We start from the raw sequence: 18,795 nt of genomic DNA on the forward strand, positions 1-18,795 counted from the left end.
TTCTATTTTAACTGAAATCTGCCATTTGCATTCACAATATTAAACATCAAATATCATTCCTCTTTTCCGTTATCATCTAATTTGAAAGGATAATCACCAAAAAGTGCGGAGAGATTTCGTACTTTATAAGTCATACGACTGAATTTGTTTGATAACGCAATAATAGTCACTTTTTCCTTTGGTAAGGTAATATAAGCAGAAGTGTTACCATGCCACCAGCCGTTATGAAAATAAAAATTCTGTCCTGTTGGCCAGTTAATCATTCGTATTCCTAGGCCATAATTATTTTTTCCTTTATGTTCGTTGCTATACCCAATAAAGGCTTTTTCCAAAAGTTTTGCGGGAAAGAATTCAGGAGAATTTCTCCCCATGTCAAATTTTAATAAATCTCGGGGTGTAGAGTAAATATTTTTATCACCGTATATACCGTCCAAATAATCTAAATTTACTTTAGAAAAATTACCTCTGTACGATGGAGTAGCTGTTTCTTTGTCTTTTTCATAATCAAATACATAGGTGTCGTTCATTCCTAAAGGTTTGAAGATAATTTGCTCCATTGCCGTTTTATAAGGAAGTCCAGTCACTTTTTCAATAACTAATGCCAACATGGCATAATTAGTATTGCAATAACTAAAGCGGGTATCTGTTTTAAATTCTAAATCAATCCCTTTTGTCGCCATAATGGTCAAAATATCTTGATTCGTAAGTATTTTATGTCGGTCCCAAATTCCTTTTTTTTCTGTGAAATAGGCATAATTACGCATCCCTGATCTATGGGTTAAGAGCGTTTTTATGGTTACGTCAGGATATGGAAATTCTTTTAAGATGGTATTTACCTTTTGATCTAAACTTAATTTTTTTTGATTTATTAATTTTAAGACTGCGGTTGCGGTAATTACTTTACTGACGGATGCAATATGGAGTGCAGTAGTGCTACTCATCGCCTCCTTAGTTTTGTTATTTGCTAAGCCTTCATATTTTTCAAAAATGATTTGCCCGTTTTTAGCTACCAGAAAGCCTCCGTTGAGACTATTATGGGGCCAGTTTTTATTATAAAAATGAGTGATTGAAGTTTTCTTAGAAGCTATATAGCTTTCTGAAAGTTTTGGGCCTTTTTTTATTAATTCAACTTTTTTAGTTTTAGTTGTTTGGTCTAATACTTTGGTCGATTCATTCTTTTGTTTACAGGAACTCAAAACCAATGTCAGCATGAGTATTTGTAGTATATTTGCTTTTTTTATAAAGATCATTATATGGTGGAGTTGAAACGCAAATATATAGAATCAAACTTTGTTGTTATTGTTTTTTTTAAACCTTAACAGTATTTTATTAAAGTTTTTTTCTATTTATTACTATCGTTTTGGGCTTCAGCTTTTAATACATGGAAGGATTATTTAATTTATAAAAATCAAACAATTTTAGTTTAAAGTGTTATATTTGTAACAATTAGATTTTACGAAATTAGAATAAGTCAAAACGAAAGCCTTAAATATATATGAAATTCGGAATTATAAAAGAAAGAAAAAGTCCGCCAGACAGAAGAGTTGTTTTCTCACCTAATGAATTACTGCGTTTAAAGGAACTTTATCAGGAGGCTACCATCAAAGTGGAGAGTTCAGACATTAGAATTTTTACCGATGCGCAATATAAAGACTTGGGAATAGAAGTTGCTGATGACATTAATGATTGTGCTGTTTTATTTGGTGTTAAAGAAGTTCCAATGGATTATTTAATTCCTGAGAAGTCTTATTTCTTTTTTTCACATACGATCAAAAAGCAGCCATACAATAGAGAATTGCTACAGGCTATTCTTGAAAAAAACATTGATTTGTATGATCACGAAACGATAGTTAACGAGAATAACCGTAGGTTAATTGGTTTTGGTAGGTATGCTGGAATTGTAGGTGCTTATAATACGATTCGTGCTTTCGGTTTAAAGTTTGGATTATTTAAATTAGCAAAAGCGGAAACGTTATCTGGAAAAGAGGAGTTGATCAATCATTTGAAAAGACTGGTTTTGCCTCCGTTAAAATTTGTAATTACGGGAACAGGAAAAGTAGGTGGCGGTGTCAAGGAGATTCTGGATGCTATGAAGATTAAGGAGTTTTCCATTGAAAACTATTTATCTAAAAATTATGCGCAGCCTGTTTACACACAGATTGAAGTGTTAGATTATAATAAAAGGATAGACGGGCAAGTTTTAGACTGCAATGATTTCTATCAAAATCCAACAGAATACGTTAGTAATTTTGAGCGATTTGCTAAAGTTTCGGATATTGTTATTACAGGGCATTTTCATGGAAATGATGCGCCAAATATTATTACCAAAGACATACTGCAATCAAAAGATTGTAAAATAAAAGTAGTAGGGGATGTGTCTTGTGACATTAATGGCCCAGTTGCATGTACGCTAAGATCATCCACAATTGCGGAACCATTTTATGGTTATTTACCTTCTGAACATAAAGAAGTAGATGTTTTTCATCCTGCTGCGATTGTAGTTATGGCAGTAGATAATTTACCTTGTGAATTGCCGAAGGATGCCAGCGAAGGTTTTGGAACAATGTTTATGGAATATGTTATTCCTGCCTTTTTTAATAATGATAAAGATGGGATTTTGGCTAGAGCCAAAATGACTGAAAAAGGAAAATTGACCCCAAGATTCAGCTATTTACAGGATTATGTAGACGGTAAATAGATTCTGAATTAAGAGTGTCTGGTCATTTCTTCCAATACTTTTAGCTTACAGATAAAATTAAATTAAAAAACCCTGCAATGTTACATTGCAGGGTTTTGAATTTATGACTTCAATTAGAACTATTTAAGACTTCCAACCATATCTTCTGGTTTTACCCAAGCATCAAAATCTTCTGGAGTAACGTACCCTAAACGAACAGCCTCTTCTTTAAGAGTTGTTCCGTTTTTATGAGCAGTTTGAGCGATTTCTGCCGATTTGTAATATCCAATTTTAGTATTTAAAGCGGTAACCAACATCAATGAATTGTCAACCAATTCTTTAATACGCTTGTAGTTTGGTTCAATACCTTGAGCACAATGTTCGTCAAATGACATACAAGCATCACCTAATAGACGTGCTGATTGTAAAAAGTTTGCTGCCATTACTGGTTTGAAAACATTCAATTCATAATGCCCTTGCATCCCTCCAACAGTGATTGCTACATCGTTACCTATTACCTGAGCACAAACCATCGTCAAAGCCTCACATTGTGTAGGGTTCACTTTTCCTGGCATGATAGATGAACCTGGTTCGTTTTCTGGAATGATTAATTCACCAATTCCTGAACGTGGTCCTGATGCCAACATACGAATGTCATTAGCTATTTTATTTAATGAAACAGCCAATTGTTTTAAGGCACCATGTGATTCTACAATTGCATCGTGAGCAGCAAGTGCTTCAAACTTATTTTCGGCAGTTACAAAAGGATGTCCTGTAAACTCAGCAATGTATTTTGCAACTGTTACGTCATAACCAGCTGGAGTGTTTAGTCCTGTACCAACTGCAGTTCCTCCTAATGCTACTTCTGATAAGTGAGCTAAGGTATTTTTTACTGCTTTTAGACCATAGTTCAATTGTGCCACATAACCAGAAAGTTCTTGACCTACTGTAAGTGGTGTAGCGTCCATAAGGTGGGTACGACCTATTTTTACTACGTTTTTGAATTCGGTTGCTTTTGCGTGTAGTGTGTCTCTTAATTTTTCAACACATGGAATAGTAACTTCAACAACTGCTTTGTAAGCTGCAATGTGCATCCCTGTTGGGAAAGTATCGTTTGAAGATTGTGATTTGTTGACATCATCATTAGCTTTAATGAATTGTTCGCCTTCGCCAATTTCAAATCCTTTAAGAACTTGAGCGCGGTTTGCAACTACTTCATTTACGTTCATGTTACTTTGTGTACCAGAACCTGTTTGCCAAATTACTAATGGAAATTGATCCTCTAATTTACCAGCTAGAATTTCGTCGCAAACAGCTGCAATAGCATCGCGTTTTTCAACAGGCAAAACCCCTAAATCGCAGTTAGCATATGCAGCTGCTTTTTTTAGATATGCAAAACCTTCTATGATTTCTTTTGGCATAGAAGCTGATGGGCCTATTTTAAAATTGTTTCTAGAACGTTCTGTTTGTGCTCCCCAGTATTTATCAGCTGGAACCTGCACTTCACCCATGGTGTCTTTTTCTATTCTGAATTTCATTTTATTGTTGATTTGTATGTGTTAGTTTAACATTTAATTTGTGGAAATGAACCTGATGTGCTAGCCCCGATAGCAGTGAAAATCCTTATATGCCATTGTTTGGCATATAAGATTGTAACGGATAGCGGGAATAGCTCCTTAAATTCAGCTCAAAAATACGGATAAATACTTTTTTATGAAAATTGAATTGGATTTTTATTGCGAAGAAAAAATAATAAACATACATTTGTACTTACATTCAAAAATTCCGGAAAACATGTTTGAATTTTCACAGTACTTAGGTTTTTTACTTTTTTTAACCATCCTAACAATGGGATTTTGGTTAATGTTTTTTCTAGTTAGTTTCGTATCCTATTGGGTAGGTGGCGCAACTTGGGAAGCATATAAAGAGAAAAGAAAAGCAAAGAAAGAACAATCAGTTTAGTTTGATTGACTCATAAAAAAGGACCCGTTTGTACGAGTCCTTTTTTTTATGCCTTTTTTTGAAAAAAAATACGGGCCCGTATTGAAACGAACCCGTACTTATCGAATTAATTAACCAATTAAATCATTTATTATCCAGGAAACCCACCACCTTCTTCTTCGTTGTTTTTTGGCGCATTTTTATCTCTATCTGTTTTCTTTTTATTTAAACGGTAGGTGAATGACAAATTGAATTGTCTTTTTCTCCACTGAAACTCACTATAGTTACTTACAGTAGACAGATTAGTTTCGGATTTCATTTTTCTCGAATTGAATATGTCACTTACGTTAAAAGCGATTGTCGCTTTGTCTTTTAAGATGTCTTTGCTAAATGCAGTATTGATCATATATTGACCTAAACTTTTACCTTGTGCTGTGTTACTAGGTCCAAAGTACATTCCACTTGCTTGCCATTCAATGTTGTAAGGCAATGTTAGACGGGAGTTCACACGAGAAAACCAAGAAAAGGCTTTGTTGTCAAGATTTTCAGTGATTACAATGTCTTGTGAATTAGTGTACACAAAATCACCTGTTGTTTTTGTGTTATACAAGTTGAAGCTGCTGTTTATTTTCCATTTTTTTATTGGAGAGTAATTTAAAGTAAACTCAAATCCAAATTTTTGCTCTTTTCCAATGTTGATAGGTGTACTAAGAATTACTGGAGTACCATCTACAAATTCACCACTTTCATAACGTACAAATGAAAATACATCTGTTGTGTTTTCAAAATACATAGAGGTATTGAAAGTAACTTTATCCCAACGTTTGATATAACCAACATCAAATTTATCAGTCAAAGAAGGATTTAAATCAGGGTTACCTCTAAAGATGTTGATGTTACTTGAAATATTTGGAGTAGGGTCTAAAAAGCGTCCTCTTGGTCTAGATAAACGTTTACTGTAGCTCAAAGAGATACTACTTTGGTCCGAAATTTCGTAATTAACAAAAGCACTTGGAAAAAACTTATTGTATTTTTTATTGTTGTATTCTTTTGTGTCCAATAAGTTCACATCGATGTTAGTGTCTTCCCAACGTAAACCGAATAAGTAAGAAAATTTATTTACTTTGAAACCATATTGGGTATAAAGGGCATTAATTTTTTCTTTGTATTCTAATGTGTTAGATAAAAAGTTACCAACATTATTTCCATTTTCACTAGAGAAGATATCATATTCTTTATTCAAGTTATTGAAATTCCCTTTGTATCCTGCCTCAAACTGACTTCCTTCACCAATAGGTAAAACATAATCTGCTTGAAATTGAAATTGTTTTTGAACTTCTTTGTTGAATGTTGTACTGTAGGTAGATAGATCAGGAAAAGTAGTGTTTACTCCATTGATAGTAGAATCATCTTTATCATTACTTTTAGAATACGATCCATCAACCGTTAACTTGTGCCCTTCATCATTGAAGTTTTTAATTAAGTTAGATGAGTATTCAAAGTCGTTACCATCGTCATTACCATCATTTAAACGGTAGCTTGTCGAAGTGAAAGCTCTATTGCTATCAAAAGCATTATAGCTAACTAAATCTTTATTCTTACCACCATTTTCTCTGTAACTTATAGAGTTGGTCCAAAAAGTAGTAGGAGTGATTGACCATTCTACACCAGATTTTGTGTTAATTCCGTCTCGGGTTCTTTTTGTATCGCGTTCTTCGTCAATGTATTTACTAGTAGAGCCGTCAGTATTGAAGTATTGCGAATTAGTTAATCCTGCTCCTTCATTTGTTCTATAACTATATCCTGTTGAAGTAAAGAAATTTAACTTTTCAGTTTTGTAATTTAAGTTTGCACTTAAACCATAGGTTTCAGGAATTCCTACTGAAGCAATGAATGAACCATTAAAACCTTGATTTTTTCCTTTTTTAAGGATGATATTTAAAATTCCAGCACCACCTTCAGCATCATAACGAGCAGATGGATTAGTGATTACTTCTACTTTATCAATAGCATCTGCGGGAATCTGACGCAAAGCTTCGGCCATATTTAATGCATTTGAAGGACGACCATCAATGAAAATACGAACATTGTCGCTTCCTCTTAAACTTACGTTTCCTTCAACATCTACAGTAACTGAAGGAACGTTTTCTAAAACATCACTTACTGTTCCTCCTTTAACCAACATGTCTTGACCTACATTGTAGACCTTCTTATCAAGTTTAATCTCAACAGTAGATTTCTCTGCACGAATAACTACTTCATTTAATTGAGCAGCATCTTCACTTAATGCGATTGTACCTAAATCACTACTTGCTTTAAGTGCTTTATCTTTTAATTCAATTGATTTGAATGAAATGAATTCAATTTTAATGGTATACATGCCTGGATTTACATCAATATTGAATTCTCCTTTTGGATTTGTAATACCTCCAGCTACAACCTTAGCATTTTTAGAGTTGATAAAGGTAACTGTTGCATATTCAAGAGGTTGTTTGCTTAGTTTTTCAATAACAGTTCCTGTTATTTTAATTCTTTCTACCATTGGACCTCCTTGCTGAGCAAAACTCATGAAAAAGGTTAGAAATAAAGTGAGAGTAAAAAAGGTTTTTAAAGAGTGCTGCATCATTACTTATTTTAGTTATGCAAATTTGACTACAATTTTTTGATATGGTTTAATGTGCAAATCACAAAAATCTGTTAAAAAAAGCGATGTCTTAATTATAGGAAATCGGCCATTTTATTTAAGTCTCTGCCTATGATCGCTTTGTCTCCATTTATCACAATAGGGCGCTCTATAAGAATGGGGTTTTCGACCATCACTTTTAAGATTTCTTCTTCTGTCATTTCTTTATTTTTAAAGTTTTCTATCCAAATTTTCTCTTTTTGTCGTACTAAATCTAATGGTTTAAGATTTAGTTTTTTCAGCAGTGCTTCTAGCTCTTTGAGGGTAGGAGGGTTTTCTAGATATTTTATAATTTCATATTCTTTTTCTGTCTCTTCTATAAAGGCGAGACAGTTTCTTGATTTTCCGCAACGGGGATTATGGTATATTTGTATCATCTTATTGTTTTTTCTTTGTTAATGAAAATTAAAATAAATAAAGTAGTTTCGAGGGAACAAAAGTAAACTTTGATCGTCTAACTAGTCATATATAATTAAATTAAAATAATACATGTTTATAGAACAAGGAGTAAATTCAGAGAATAAATTTTGGAAATATTTAATTGGTTCAGTTATAATAATTACGTGTTCCTTTGTTGGTCAGGTTCCGTTGCTGTTGGCAATTATTTATGAAACAGTTACAAAAGGAGTACCTTATCCGAGCGGTAATAAAGAATTGATGCAATTTTTTGATCCCAATTTCACTTTATTTCTCATTCTGATTTCATTTGTTTTTACCATGGTTGGTATCTATTTTGTAGTGCGTTATGTACATAAACAAACGATGCGTTCCGTGACAACATCAAGGCCTAGAATAGATTGGAAAAGGGTGTTTTTCTCTTTTTCTTTATGGTCTGCTTTTACGATTATTTCAACTTTACTTTTTTACTATACGAATCCAGGTGATTTTGTATTGAATTTTAAACCCGTCCCTTTTGCGATATTAGTCGTTATCGGGGTACTTTTAATTCCGATACAGACTAGTACTGAAGAATACGTTTTTAGAGGGTATTTAATGCAGGGTTTTGCAAATTTGGCGAAGAATAAATGGTTTCCTTTAATAATGACTTCAGTTATTTTTGGTGCGATGCATCTTTCTAATCCAGAGGTTTCAAAAATGGGAAATGTCATTTTTATATATTATATAGGAACTGGACTATTTTTAGGTGTACTGACATTGATGGATGAAGGAATGGAGCTGGCCTTAGGATTTCATGCGGCTAATAATCTAGTGAGCGCTTTATTAGTTACTTCAGATTGGTCTGCTTTTCAAACACATTCTATATTTAAAGATATTTCAGAACCTGAAGCTGGACTGGACGTAATATTACCTGTGATTGTTATTTACCCAATACTTTTATATATCTTTAGTAAGAAATACCAGTGGACTGGTTGGAAAGAAAAATTGACTGGAAAAATAAAAACACAAGAAAGCAACACTATTTAAAATAACAACCTAACAATGAAAGAAGTAACTTATAAAAACGTACACAATCATTTTAAATTGAATGGATTTCAAATGGATAAACAAGATTTATGCAGAGTGTCTTACTGTTTAATAAAAGAAGGAGATGAATTTGAGAAGTCGATAGGTGATTTTTTATTGGATTGGTTTGATGATAAACCCTATATAGATTTACAAACTTCTGGAACTACAGGTACTCCTAAAATGATTCGAACAAACAAGCAAATGATGGTAAATTCTGCCTTGGCTACGGGTGATTTTTTTCAATTAAGTCCTGGAGATAAAGCATTGTATTGTTTGCCTACTAAATATATTGCTGGAAAAATGATGCTGGTTCGTAGTTTTATTCTGGGTTTAGATGTAGATTTTATAGCACCAAGTTCACATCCATTAACAAAGAATGAAACTAAATATGATTTTGCAGCCATGGTTCCTTTACAAGCTGAAAATTCATTGGCAGGATTGAAAGATGTAAAAAAACTGATCGTTGGTGGTGCAAAAATGAGTAAGGCGCTGGAGAAAAAACTTTTGAAAGGAAAGACAGAAGTGTATGAAACTTATGGTATGACTGAAACCGTAACACATATTGCTGCCAAAAAAGTAGGAGAGAAGGCTTTTTCAATCTTACCTAACATTAAAATTTCACAAAATGATAAAAATTGTCTAGTAATTGATGCGCCAAAAATTTCTGATGAAATTATTGTCACTAATGATTTAGTAGAATTGATAAATGACCATCAATTTATTCTTTTAGGGAGAATCGACAATGTAGTTAATAGCGGTGGAATTAAATTGATTCCGGAGCAAATCGAAGAAAAATTATCACATGGAATTCATTCCCGATTTTTTGTGGGTGGAATTGCAGATGCCATTTTAGGAGAAAAACTAGTTTTAGTTATCGAAGGGGAAAAGTTGCCTTTAGATGAGGATGTTTACAGTTCATTGGATAAGTATGAAAAGCCAAAAGAAGTTTTTTATATTGATAAATTCTTCGAGACAGAAAACGGAAAAATAAAAAGACAAGAAATGTTAGAAAGTATCTAAATTTATTTCTGATAAAAAAAAGCATTATGAGTACTAGTCATGATGCTTTTTTATTGTCAAAAAACCAGCAAATTCTTTTGTTTTTCTAGTTTCTACATTTTTTCTACCTATCATTAAAATGATTTAATCTGTGTTGAAATTTTAATCGTATCAATTTTTTCTACGTGCGTAAATATAGACATAGCTTTTTCTAAACTTTGAATCACAATGATCTTATTTTACGATAGCATTTTTCCTTATTTTGTTCTTGAAACTTATTTCAAGAAACAGTAATTAAATTTCAAGCCGAGTGTATTTTCGGCATGACCTTTAGCTATAAAGTTGGTTAGGTTTAGCGATATGCCTAATTTTCGATCGTTCGTTCCAGTAATAAAATATTTTCCAAGATATATTCCAGAGCAAGAGCCAAACTGCGCTTCACCATTATATTCGGATATAAAGCCAAGACCAATTCTATTATTTTCATCTGAAATAGCAAAACCCACGCCTGTTTCAGCACCCAAGAACCAATTTCGCCCAAAACTAAATTGCACGTTTGGTTTAAGAGCAAATAGGCTAAAATTTTTGTGCAAAGCTCTTCCTTCAGCCGTGCCAGTAGTGTCTGATCCTATGTTTCTTACAAATCTATAATCATATTCTCCCCTAATACCTAGTTCTGTTTTTGGAGAAATTTTCTTTGAAGCTCGTATGTTGATACCAACGCCAACTCTATGAGTACGATACATTTGGATATGAACGGGAAGAGATAAGTTTAATCCACCCTCTAGTAGCAATGTTTTAGAATAATCAGGAACTGCTGTTTGATGCTCTAATTGTTGTGCAACAGCTAAATGTGTAAATAGTAGGATTGTAATTACGGATAAAAGTGCTGACTTTTTCATTTTTATATATTAGAAGTTCAATAAATTAATCACTTATGATTTTAGTATTGCATAAAATAAAGTATGAAATTGGCTAAAGCAAAAATAGAATTTGTGCTTTAAAAGGTAGACTGAGGTACATAAAGATAGAAAATATTATTGTAATCAACTTGTAAACAGGGGGTTAATTTAGCTTGTAAAATAATATTTTTTGAATTTTATTTGAAGAAGGTGTGTAGTAGCCTTTCAACTATAAAAGAAGTGGTTTGGTCGAATATCAGTACTATTTTATTGTGAATCGCTTTTTAAGAACTCTTTTTTTATGTCCTTTAAAATCCAGTTGAGTTCGGGGTCATTTTCTTTCAGGCGATCTTCAAGGGTAGAACTGATTTCCTTGTCTGGAAAAATGCCATGACCTTTAATTTTAGTTTTGTGATGAGGAGCCATCATCATTATCCCGATTCTGATTTTTAATTTTGAATTGGGTAATTTTAAGACAGGAGTAAATCCAGCTACGGTTCCATTAAAAGCTCCTCCCGTTTCGTCTCCTACAAAAGTTACTCTTTTAGAACTTTTTAGGTTGGAAGAAATAAGGCTTGAAGCCGAAAAGCTCCCTCCGTTTATCAGAACATAAATTCTTCCCTGAAAGCGATTTGCATTCAATTTATGATCTCTTGTATGTGTGGCGCACCAGTTTTTGCCAGTGTCGTCTTTATGAACTGTCAATAGCAAGTAAGAGTAGAGCAGCGGAGCGTATATCGCTTTTAGTACTTTTAAGCCAAAGGAACCGCCATTAAAATAAGCGCCTTTCATTAGACTTGATCTGGAAACTACCTCTGACTTGTCTAAAAAGACAAAAGTAGAGTCGGCTAGATAAGAGTATAAATCAACAATTTCATTTAATCGTCCACCGCCATTGTCTCTTAAATCCAGAATTAAGGTTTTGGATTTATAGTTGTCAATTTTGCGAAAGCTTTCTTTGTAAAAAGGTCTGAAATCTCCTTTGTTGAAACTTCTAATTTTCATGATGGCGACACTACTGTCTTTTTCCATGAAATGCAGATTTCTGTTGTAATTTTTTAAATCTGGATTATACCCATTTACTCTTTTCTTTCTTCTGGTTTCTCTTGATTTTGCTCTATCAAGGCTGCTCACTCTTTTTCGAACTTTTGGTTCCTGTTTTTTAATCGAATCTTCTTTGTAACGTCTAATGGTAATGAATTGAACGCTGTCGTTGTATTTTAAAGTATAAGTTAAGCTGTCTTTAATGCCATTTTCTACCGTAAAATAAGAAGTAAAGCGTTTGCCTGAAGTAGCGGTTTTTAAAGTGGTATTGTAACCGTCTGAGCTATAGTAGCGGTTGTATTCCTGAATTAAATCCAATGGTTTTGTGCCATTTACGGCAATCACTTCAGAACCCAATTGTATTTTTTTGTCATAGGACTTATTGTTTACGACATACAACTTGTTGTCAAAAAAATCAAAGTCAAATTGAGAAAATGGGCCTATTCCTTTTTTTACAAGTGCTTTTGTTTCCTTTTTCGTCATTCGTTTTGAAGCAGGATAGAGATAGGTGTGACCTTGTCTAACTGCAGCTACAACAGGGCTTAGTTTTTTATAAAAAGCAAGAGGAGTAATAGGTTGAGTGATAGTTGATTTTATACTATCGAATTTAAAATCCAAAGCTGATTTACTGATGTACCAATAAAGATTGGGATGTAAATTTTTTAATTTCGTATACGTAAAATCGACATCCGATTTCAACTGATCTACTGGTATCAGCGCCATTAAATGGTTATTGTGTTTTTTTACAGAACTACATTGGACGAAAAATAGGAGAATAAAAACGAATAGGATTATTTTTCTCATGGTTTTTAAAAAAGGGTTGCGGTCTTTTGTTGTTCTATTATGCAAAGAAACGGCAATTTTGCGTGTCTGCTTGAATTTATCCTAATTCGTTTTTGGTAGTACTTTCTCATATGCTTTTCTAGGGCTTCCTCTAAAATACACTTCGCCACAATAGCTATAACCTAATTTTTCAAAAATTGCCATCATGGCAAAGTTGTCATAATTAGTATCTGCTTTAAGGCTATAGATGTTGTTGCTTATTGCAAAATCTGCTATTAAGTTCATTAGTTTTTTTGCTAAACCTTTCCCTAAATGTTTTTCTGAAATAGCTACACGATGAAATACTACAAAATCATCATTCGTAAGCCATTTTCCTTCTATTTTTTGATATTCGGGTTCGTCATTGATTAATAACGCACAATAGCCAAGGATGCTATCTCCTTCGGTCAAAACATATCCGGCATTTTTATCAATGTCATTTTCTATTACGTCCGGATTAGGATAACCGTCCTGCCATTGATTGCTGCCGTCTTCTTTTCTGCGTGCGATTGCCTTTTGTAAAATGCCCCATATTTGAGGGATTTCTGAAGTTGTAGCTTTTCTAAAGTGATGAGTCATTATTAAGAGAGGTTTTTGTTGATGAAACTAATTTTTTACCTTTTAAAATCCATAGAACAGGACCAACGAAAGCAATCATAACAATAAGAATCCAGCTCGATTTAGAGCCTCTAAATTCTTTTGTAAGAATAAGATAAATTGCTCTAAAAGTTGTTACAAGTGAACAAAAACATAAAGTAATTATTACTATAGCATTCATTTTGTTTTTTTATTTCGAAGGTTCAGCCCAATCAGAATTCCGTATCAAAATTACTCCTTGTGCATAATCAGTTGCTGAAGTATTTTTATCTGTAATTTTCATTCCCGAAACTAGACTTAATAAACCTGTGCTTTCAATTATTCTTAATGAACTTTTATAAGGAGATTTTGGTTTGTTTATATCAAAAAATGTATTAGTATTTTCATTTGTTATCTTTTTTAAATCGGAAATTCCGAAGTGATAAAGCAAAAAAGGATTGTCGCAAGAAACGGCTGTTTTTGTGTGTTCTTTGTTACTTCTCAAAAAGAAGGGTAAATACTTTGATGGAGCATCCATATAGCTATCTAGATACCGTGATATAATAGTATACGTTTTAGATTTGATAGGTGAGTTTAAATTTTTTACAAGTGTTCCAAAATTATTTTTTTTATTCATTCCTTTTTGTAAAACGTGTGCTTCACCAAAACACCCATAAATTTTTTGTCCTTGAAAATTATATCTTTTGTATAAGTCAATGAAATTTAAAAACATTACATCTTCTCTTGTCATTGTTTTAGAATAGTCAACTAGATTTTTCCTTATATGCTCTATATCTCGCTCATAATCTATGGTTGAGGAATTTAGATTTATTGAAGAAATCAGTGTTGGCAATTCATATTCTGCCCATTCTAAAAATAAATTCTCGTCGTGGGGTATGTCAGATGAAAGATTTAGTTTAGACAATAGAATTTTTAAGTGATTCTTGGTAATATTTATATTTTGAACCTTATCAATTCCATAAACTCTAATTTGTGAATCTTTAGAATTTATACCGTTTAGTTTACGAATGTGAATCCATTTGTTTTTATAATCGAGATTATTGTGTCCATGATTGATTATCCAACTGTTTAAAACGTAATCAATAAGTTTTTCGTCTCCAGTTTGTAGATATTCATTTAAAAAATAAGCTTGACTAAAATCGATCTCGGCCAAATGAATTTTCATTCCGGCATTCTTATTTAAATACTCAATGAGTTCAAAATCAATTTTTATCGTTTCTTTTATTCCGTGAAATTCGCCATAAAGGAACAAATCGTTTGTCTTTACATACTCATCTAAGTTTCTAAAGGTTAAAGTTTTATTCTGGCTAACTGACTCAAACAAATTTTTATTTTCTTCCCAGTATTGAACATATTCTTTATCTGAGTAGTTGTCGTATGTTTTTACAGAGAAGGAGTAAAGCAAACATAAAAGTAAAGGAATAAAAAAGTATTTAATTCCTTTCAAAATTTTGTTTTTCAATTATATACGATTTTGGGTTAACATTATTACTAACATATTTTTTTTACGAAAGGAACCTTCGTATAGCTACTCTAAAATTGAAATACACAAAATACTTTACTTGATTGTTATTCTTTTCTCACATATACAGAAGAACGCTCCAATAAAAGATGGAGCGTCTATTTTCTTTTAAATATGTAGGTTCTGAAAATAGTCCGTAATCACATAGCCCCGATAGTAGCGGCATCTCCCGCTTTTTTGGCGGGAATATATCGAATAGCGGGAGAAATCTTGTTTTGAAAACGAAGTAGTTCTGCTCCTAAAAATATAAAAGGGTTTTTTATACCTGAATTACACCCAAGTTAAATTGTTTCTCTATTGGAGAGTGATTCGCGGCTTCGATCCCCATAGATATCCAAGTTCGAGTGTCTAGAGGATCAATAATAGCATCTGTCCACAGTCTGGAAGCGGCATAATATGGAGAAACCTGTTCGTCGTATCTTGCTTTTATTTTGTCAAATAGTGCTTTCTCTTTGGCTTCATCAACGACCTCACCGCTTTTCTTTAATGAGGAAGCTTCGATTTGCGCTAATACTTTTGCGGCTTGTGTTCCTCCCATAACGGCAAGTTCAGCACTTGGCCAAGCAAAGATTAACCTTGGGTCGTATGCTTTTCCACACATCGCATAATTTCCAGCGCCATAGGAATTACCTACAATAACTGTGAATTTTGGCACTACAGAATTACTTACTGCATTGACCATTTTGGCACCATCTTTTATGATTCCGCCTTGTTCTGATTTAGATCCTACCATAAAACCGGTAACATCCTGAACAAAAACTAAAGGTATTTTTTTCTGATTGCAATTGGCTATAAAACGGGTGGCTTTGTCTGCACTATCCGAATAGATAACACCTCCAAACTGCATTTCCCCTTTTTTGGTTTTTACAACTTTTCGTTGATTAGCAACAATTCCTACTGCCCAACCATCAATTCTGGCATAACCTGTAATTATGGTTTGGCCGTAGCCATCCTTATAAGGTTCGAATTCTGAATTGTCAACAAGACGGTTGATGATCTCCATCATGTCGTATTGTTCATTTCTGGCTTTTGGTAAAACACCGTAGAGTTCTTTTTCATCTAAGGCTGGTTTTGCTGGTTTCACTCGGCTGAACCCTGCTTTATCAAAATCCCCAATTTTATCAACTATATTTTTTATTTTGTCAAGCGCGTCTTTGTCGTCTTTGGCTTTATAATCTGTCACTCCTGAAATTTCACAGTGCGTGGTGGCACCTCCTAAAGTTTCATTATCGATACTTTCTCCAATAGCTGCTTTTACCAAATAACTACCTGCAAGGAAGATACTACCAGTTCCTTCAACGATGATGGCTTCATCACTCATTATAGGTAGATACGCGCCTCCGGCAACACAACTTCCCATTATCGCCGAAATTTGGGTAATTCCCATACTACTCATTTGAGCGTTATTTCTAAAAATACGTCCAAAATGCTCCTTGTCTGGAAAAATTTCATCCTGAAGCGGTAAATAAACACCAGCACTATCTACTAAATAGATGATTGGCAGGCGGTTCTCCATTGCGATTTCTTGTGCACGAAGATTTTTCTTGGCGGTAATAGGAAACCAAGCACCCGCTTTTACAGTGGCATCATTAGCGACAACAATACATTGTTTTCCGCCGATATAGCCAATTTTTACTACAACACCTCCAGAAGGACATCCGCCATGATCCGCGTACATTCCTTCACCAACAAAAGCTCCAATTTCAATAGACTTCGCTTTAGGATCAAGTAAATAATCAATGCGTTCTCGCGCTGTCATTTTCCCTTCACCATGCAGTTTTTGAATCCTCTTTTCGCCTCCTCCTAATTTTACTTTAGAAATTTTTTGTTTTAATTGAGACAATAAAAGTTTATTGTGATCTTCGTTTTTATTGAAGTTTAAATCCATGTTTTAATAATGTTATAAATAGTTAGTGCTAAAATACAAAATCGAACGAAATAAAATTTATTATTTTGGTTACTTTGTAATTAATTTCGAGATAAAATAAAAAAAACAGAAGCGAACTCCTGTTTTTTTATGAATATGATAAAATCTACTTGTTTATTTTTTGGAATCATTAACTAATCGTTTTAAAATAGCCCATTGTTTCAGCGCATCACGCGCCTCAACTGCTGGATAACCCAACACTGTTTTACCAGCAGGAACATCACAGGTAACGCCAGATCCAGCGCCTACGATTGCTCCGCTACCTAATGTTGCATGGTCTTTTATAGAGGCGCTTCCGCCAATAATTACTCCATCTCCTAAAGTTACAGAACCAGCTAATCCGCTGTGTCCTGCCATAATGCAAAAACGTCCCAATTTACTGTTGTGACCTATTTGAACTAAATTATCGATTTTGCAACCATCTCCTAGAACCGTAGAGCTGAATTTCCCACGATCCACGCAAGAGTTGGCGCCAATTTCGACATTATTACCTATTATTACATTTCCTATTTGGGGTATTTTTACCAAACCTCTTTCAGGGCAAGGGCGAAATCCAAATCCATCTGCTCCAATAGTTGCATTAGGGTGTATAATACAATCTTTACCAATGTGACAACGCTCTCTAACCACTGTTCCAGACCATAATACCGTGTTTTTACCGATGGTACATTCATCTAGAATAGTGACATTAGGATAAAGGATTGCATTTTCTCCAATTTTTACATTTGGCCCAACATAACTTCCAGCGCCTATTTTCGTTCCAATTCCGATGGTCGCTGATTTGTCAACTACTGCCGTTGGGTGAATGTCAACATGAAACACGGGCATTGGATGAGCAAAAAGTTCCAAAACCTGAGACATTGCTAAATCAGCATTTTTTACTTTAATGAAAGCTCTGTTTTCTCCCGGTTCTATCGAAATGTCCTCGTTTACAACTGCAACGCAAGCTTTAGATGATGACCAAAGTTTCTCGTATTTTTTATTTCCAATAAATGAAATTTCAGAGTCGGTTGCAACCTCTAGTTGCTCAGGTGCCGTGATTTTTTGTGAGGTGCTTCCAGAAATGACTCCTTTAAGGACTTCATTTATTTCTTGGACGGTATAAGATTTCATAGTGCTAGTGATAGAAAGGGTTATGGTACAATTCTCAAATAAAGTGATTTAGACTTAAATTTCCAAATGTTTGCTAATACTTTAACAACGTCAAAAGTAGTAGTTATATAACTTTTTACAATAAAAGTATAACGTAATCAGATCCTAAACTACTATTTTTGTACCTTAAATTTTGATTCTAAAATATGAAATATTTTCAAATTAAACTCTCTATTTTCCTGCTTCTTTTTTCTTGTTTTACCGTAAATGCTCAGGTTCAGGCCTTGTTTAATAGTAAAACACAACTTCGAAATTTAACGGAAAGATGGGAGCTTGATACCACTTCAGTAAGAGGTACCTTTTTAATCACTCCTTATAAACCTATGTTTGTATTGCCTGCGCGGTGGTCGAATAACCCTAATAACCGGCCGGAATCTGGAAATACAGATCCAGATTACGTAGCGCCTGTAGGTATTGAATACAATAGTGTAGAGACTAAATTTCAATTGAGTTTTAAGACTAAAGTCTTGCAGAGTATTTTCTGGGGACATGGTGATTTATGGGTGGCATATACTCAGAAATCGCATTGGCAAATATATAATAATGCACTTTCTCGCCCCTTTAGAGAAGTTAATTATGAGCCTGAACTTATTTTAAATTTTCCTGTGAAGTTTAAGTTGTTTGGTTTTAAAACAAGAATGGTGGGAGCTGCATTGAATCATGAATCTAATGGTAAAAGTGATCCTTTTTCCCGAAGCTGGAACAGAATTATACTGCATGCAGGATTTGAACGTAACAATTTGACTGTGTTAGTGAGACCTTGGTTTCGTTTGCCTGCTTCGATTGATGACAATCCTGATATCGCAGACTACGTAGGTAGGGGAGATGTGAATGTAATCTATACCAAAAATGGTAATATCTTATCTTTTGTAGGTAGTCATAATCTCAACTTTAATTCAAAATCAAGGGGGAATGCTGCCTTTTCATGGTCATACCCTATTAGAAATAATTTAAAGGGGTATTTGGTAGTTTCTCACGGTTATGGTGAAACACTGATTGATTACAACAATCTCCAAACTACTGTGGGAGTTGGAGTTTCTTTAATTGAATGGTTATAAAAAA

Annotated in this window: 15 protein-coding genes; 5 read left to right on the top strand and 10 right to left on the bottom strand. The window is 33.7% G+C overall.

Translation table 11 applies throughout. From position 1 onward, the window contains the following. Positions 1 to 53 precede the first annotated feature (53 nt). Complete coding sequence (locus QO182_RS04625) at positions 54 to 1,211, bottom strand: serine hydrolase domain-containing protein (RefSeq protein WP_371560170.1); 1,158 nt, start codon at positions 1,209 to 1,211, stop codon at positions 54 to 56. Between the two features lie 284 nt (positions 1,212 to 1,495). Between QO182_RS04625 and QO182_RS04630 the strand changes: the two genes are divergently transcribed. After that, the gene (locus tag QO182_RS04630; protein WP_371560171.1) at positions 1,496 to 2,698 is read left to right on the top strand and encodes an NAD(P)-dependent oxidoreductase; all 1,203 of its coding nucleotides are present in this window, start codon (positions 1,496 to 1,498) and stop codon (positions 2,696 to 2,698) included. 119 nt (positions 2,699 to 2,817) lie between these two features. On the opposite strand, the gene fumC is transcribed toward QO182_RS04630, so the two are convergent. Further along, entirely contained in the window at positions 2,818 to 4,215 is a 1,398-nt protein-coding gene (gene fumC, locus QO182_RS04635; protein WP_371560172.1) for a class II fumarate hydratase, read from the bottom strand. Between the two features lie 175 nt (positions 4,216 to 4,390). Here fumC and QO182_RS04640 point away from each other — a divergent pair, with 175 nt between their 5' ends. Next, on the top strand, positions 4,391 to 4,639 hold the full coding sequence (locus QO182_RS04640; RefSeq protein ID WP_371536499.1) for a hypothetical protein: 249 nt from the start codon (positions 4,391 to 4,393) through the stop codon (positions 4,637 to 4,639). A gap of 130 nt (positions 4,640 to 4,769) precedes the next feature. Here the strand turns inward: QO182_RS04640 and QO182_RS04645 are convergent, their stop codons facing one another. Both QO182_RS04645 and arsC read right to left on the bottom strand, forming a co-directional pair. Next, positions 4,770 to 7,187, bottom strand: coding sequence for a TonB-dependent receptor domain-containing protein (locus QO182_RS04645; protein ID WP_371560173.1), 2,418 nt, complete (start codon positions 7,185 to 7,187; stop codon positions 4,770 to 4,772). Positions 7,188 to 7,336: 149 nt separating this feature from the next. Then, complete coding sequence (gene arsC / locus QO182_RS04650) at positions 7,337 to 7,678, bottom strand: arsenate reductase (glutaredoxin) (protein WP_371560176.1); 342 nt, start codon at positions 7,676 to 7,678, stop codon at positions 7,337 to 7,339. 112 nt (positions 7,679 to 7,790) lie between these two features. Here arsC and QO182_RS04655 point away from each other — a divergent pair, with 112 nt between their 5' ends. After that, positions 7,791 to 8,726, top strand: coding sequence for a lysostaphin resistance A-like protein (locus QO182_RS04655; RefSeq protein ID WP_371560178.1), 936 nt, complete (start codon positions 7,791 to 7,793; stop codon positions 8,724 to 8,726). A gap of 15 nt (positions 8,727 to 8,741) precedes the next feature. Continuing rightward, the gene (locus tag QO182_RS04660) at positions 8,742 to 9,788 is read left to right on the top strand and encodes an AMP-binding protein (protein ID WP_371536338.1); all 1,047 of its coding nucleotides are present in this window, start codon (positions 8,742 to 8,744) and stop codon (positions 9,786 to 9,788) included. A 254-nt stretch (positions 9,789 to 10,042) separates the two neighbouring features. Here QO182_RS04660 and QO182_RS04665 read toward each other — a convergent pair whose 3' ends face one another. The 6 genes from QO182_RS04665 to lpxD all read right to left on the bottom strand — a co-directional run bounded on the left by QO182_RS04665 (position 10,043) and on the right by lpxD (position 17,694). Beyond that, positions 10,043 to 10,669, bottom strand: a complete 627-nt coding sequence (locus QO182_RS04665; RefSeq protein WP_371536341.1) for a hypothetical protein — start codon at positions 10,667 to 10,669, stop codon at positions 10,043 to 10,045. Positions 10,670 to 10,936: 267 nt separating this feature from the next. Next, positions 10,937 to 12,517, bottom strand: a complete 1,581-nt coding sequence (locus QO182_RS04670) for a S41 family peptidase (protein WP_371560180.1) — start codon at positions 12,515 to 12,517, stop codon at positions 10,937 to 10,939. Positions 12,518 to 12,598: 81 nt separating this feature from the next. Further along, positions 12,599 to 13,114: an N-acetyltransferase family protein gene (locus tag QO182_RS04675; protein ID WP_371560182.1), complete on the bottom strand. Its 516-nt coding sequence runs from the start codon at positions 13,112 to 13,114 to the stop codon at positions 12,599 to 12,601. A gap of 208 nt (positions 13,115 to 13,322) precedes the next feature. After that, the gene (locus QO182_RS04680) at positions 13,323 to 14,594 is read right to left on the bottom strand and encodes a hypothetical protein (protein ID WP_371560184.1); all 1,272 of its coding nucleotides are present in this window, start codon (positions 14,592 to 14,594) and stop codon (positions 13,323 to 13,325) included. Between the two features lie 319 nt (positions 14,595 to 14,913). After that, complete coding sequence (locus QO182_RS04685) at positions 14,914 to 16,542, bottom strand: acyl-CoA carboxylase subunit beta (protein ID WP_371536353.1); 1,629 nt, start codon at positions 16,540 to 16,542, stop codon at positions 14,914 to 14,916. A 153-nt stretch (positions 16,543 to 16,695) separates the two neighbouring features. Then, on the bottom strand, positions 16,696 to 17,694 hold the full coding sequence (gene lpxD / locus QO182_RS04690; protein ID WP_371560186.1) for a UDP-3-O-(3-hydroxymyristoyl)glucosamine N-acyltransferase: 999 nt from the start codon (positions 17,692 to 17,694) through the stop codon (positions 16,696 to 16,698). 185 nt (positions 17,695 to 17,879) lie between these two features. Here lpxD and QO182_RS04695 point away from each other — a divergent pair, with 185 nt between their 5' ends. After that, positions 17,880 to 18,791, top strand: coding sequence for a phospholipase A (locus tag QO182_RS04695; RefSeq protein ID WP_371560188.1), 912 nt, complete (start codon positions 17,880 to 17,882; stop codon positions 18,789 to 18,791). Positions 18,792 to 18,795: the final 4 nt, after the last annotated feature.

It is taken from the genome of Flavobacterium sp. Arc2 (genome assembly GCF_041431385.1).
GTDB lineage: Bacteria > Bacteroidota > Bacteroidia > Flavobacteriales > Flavobacteriaceae > Flavobacterium.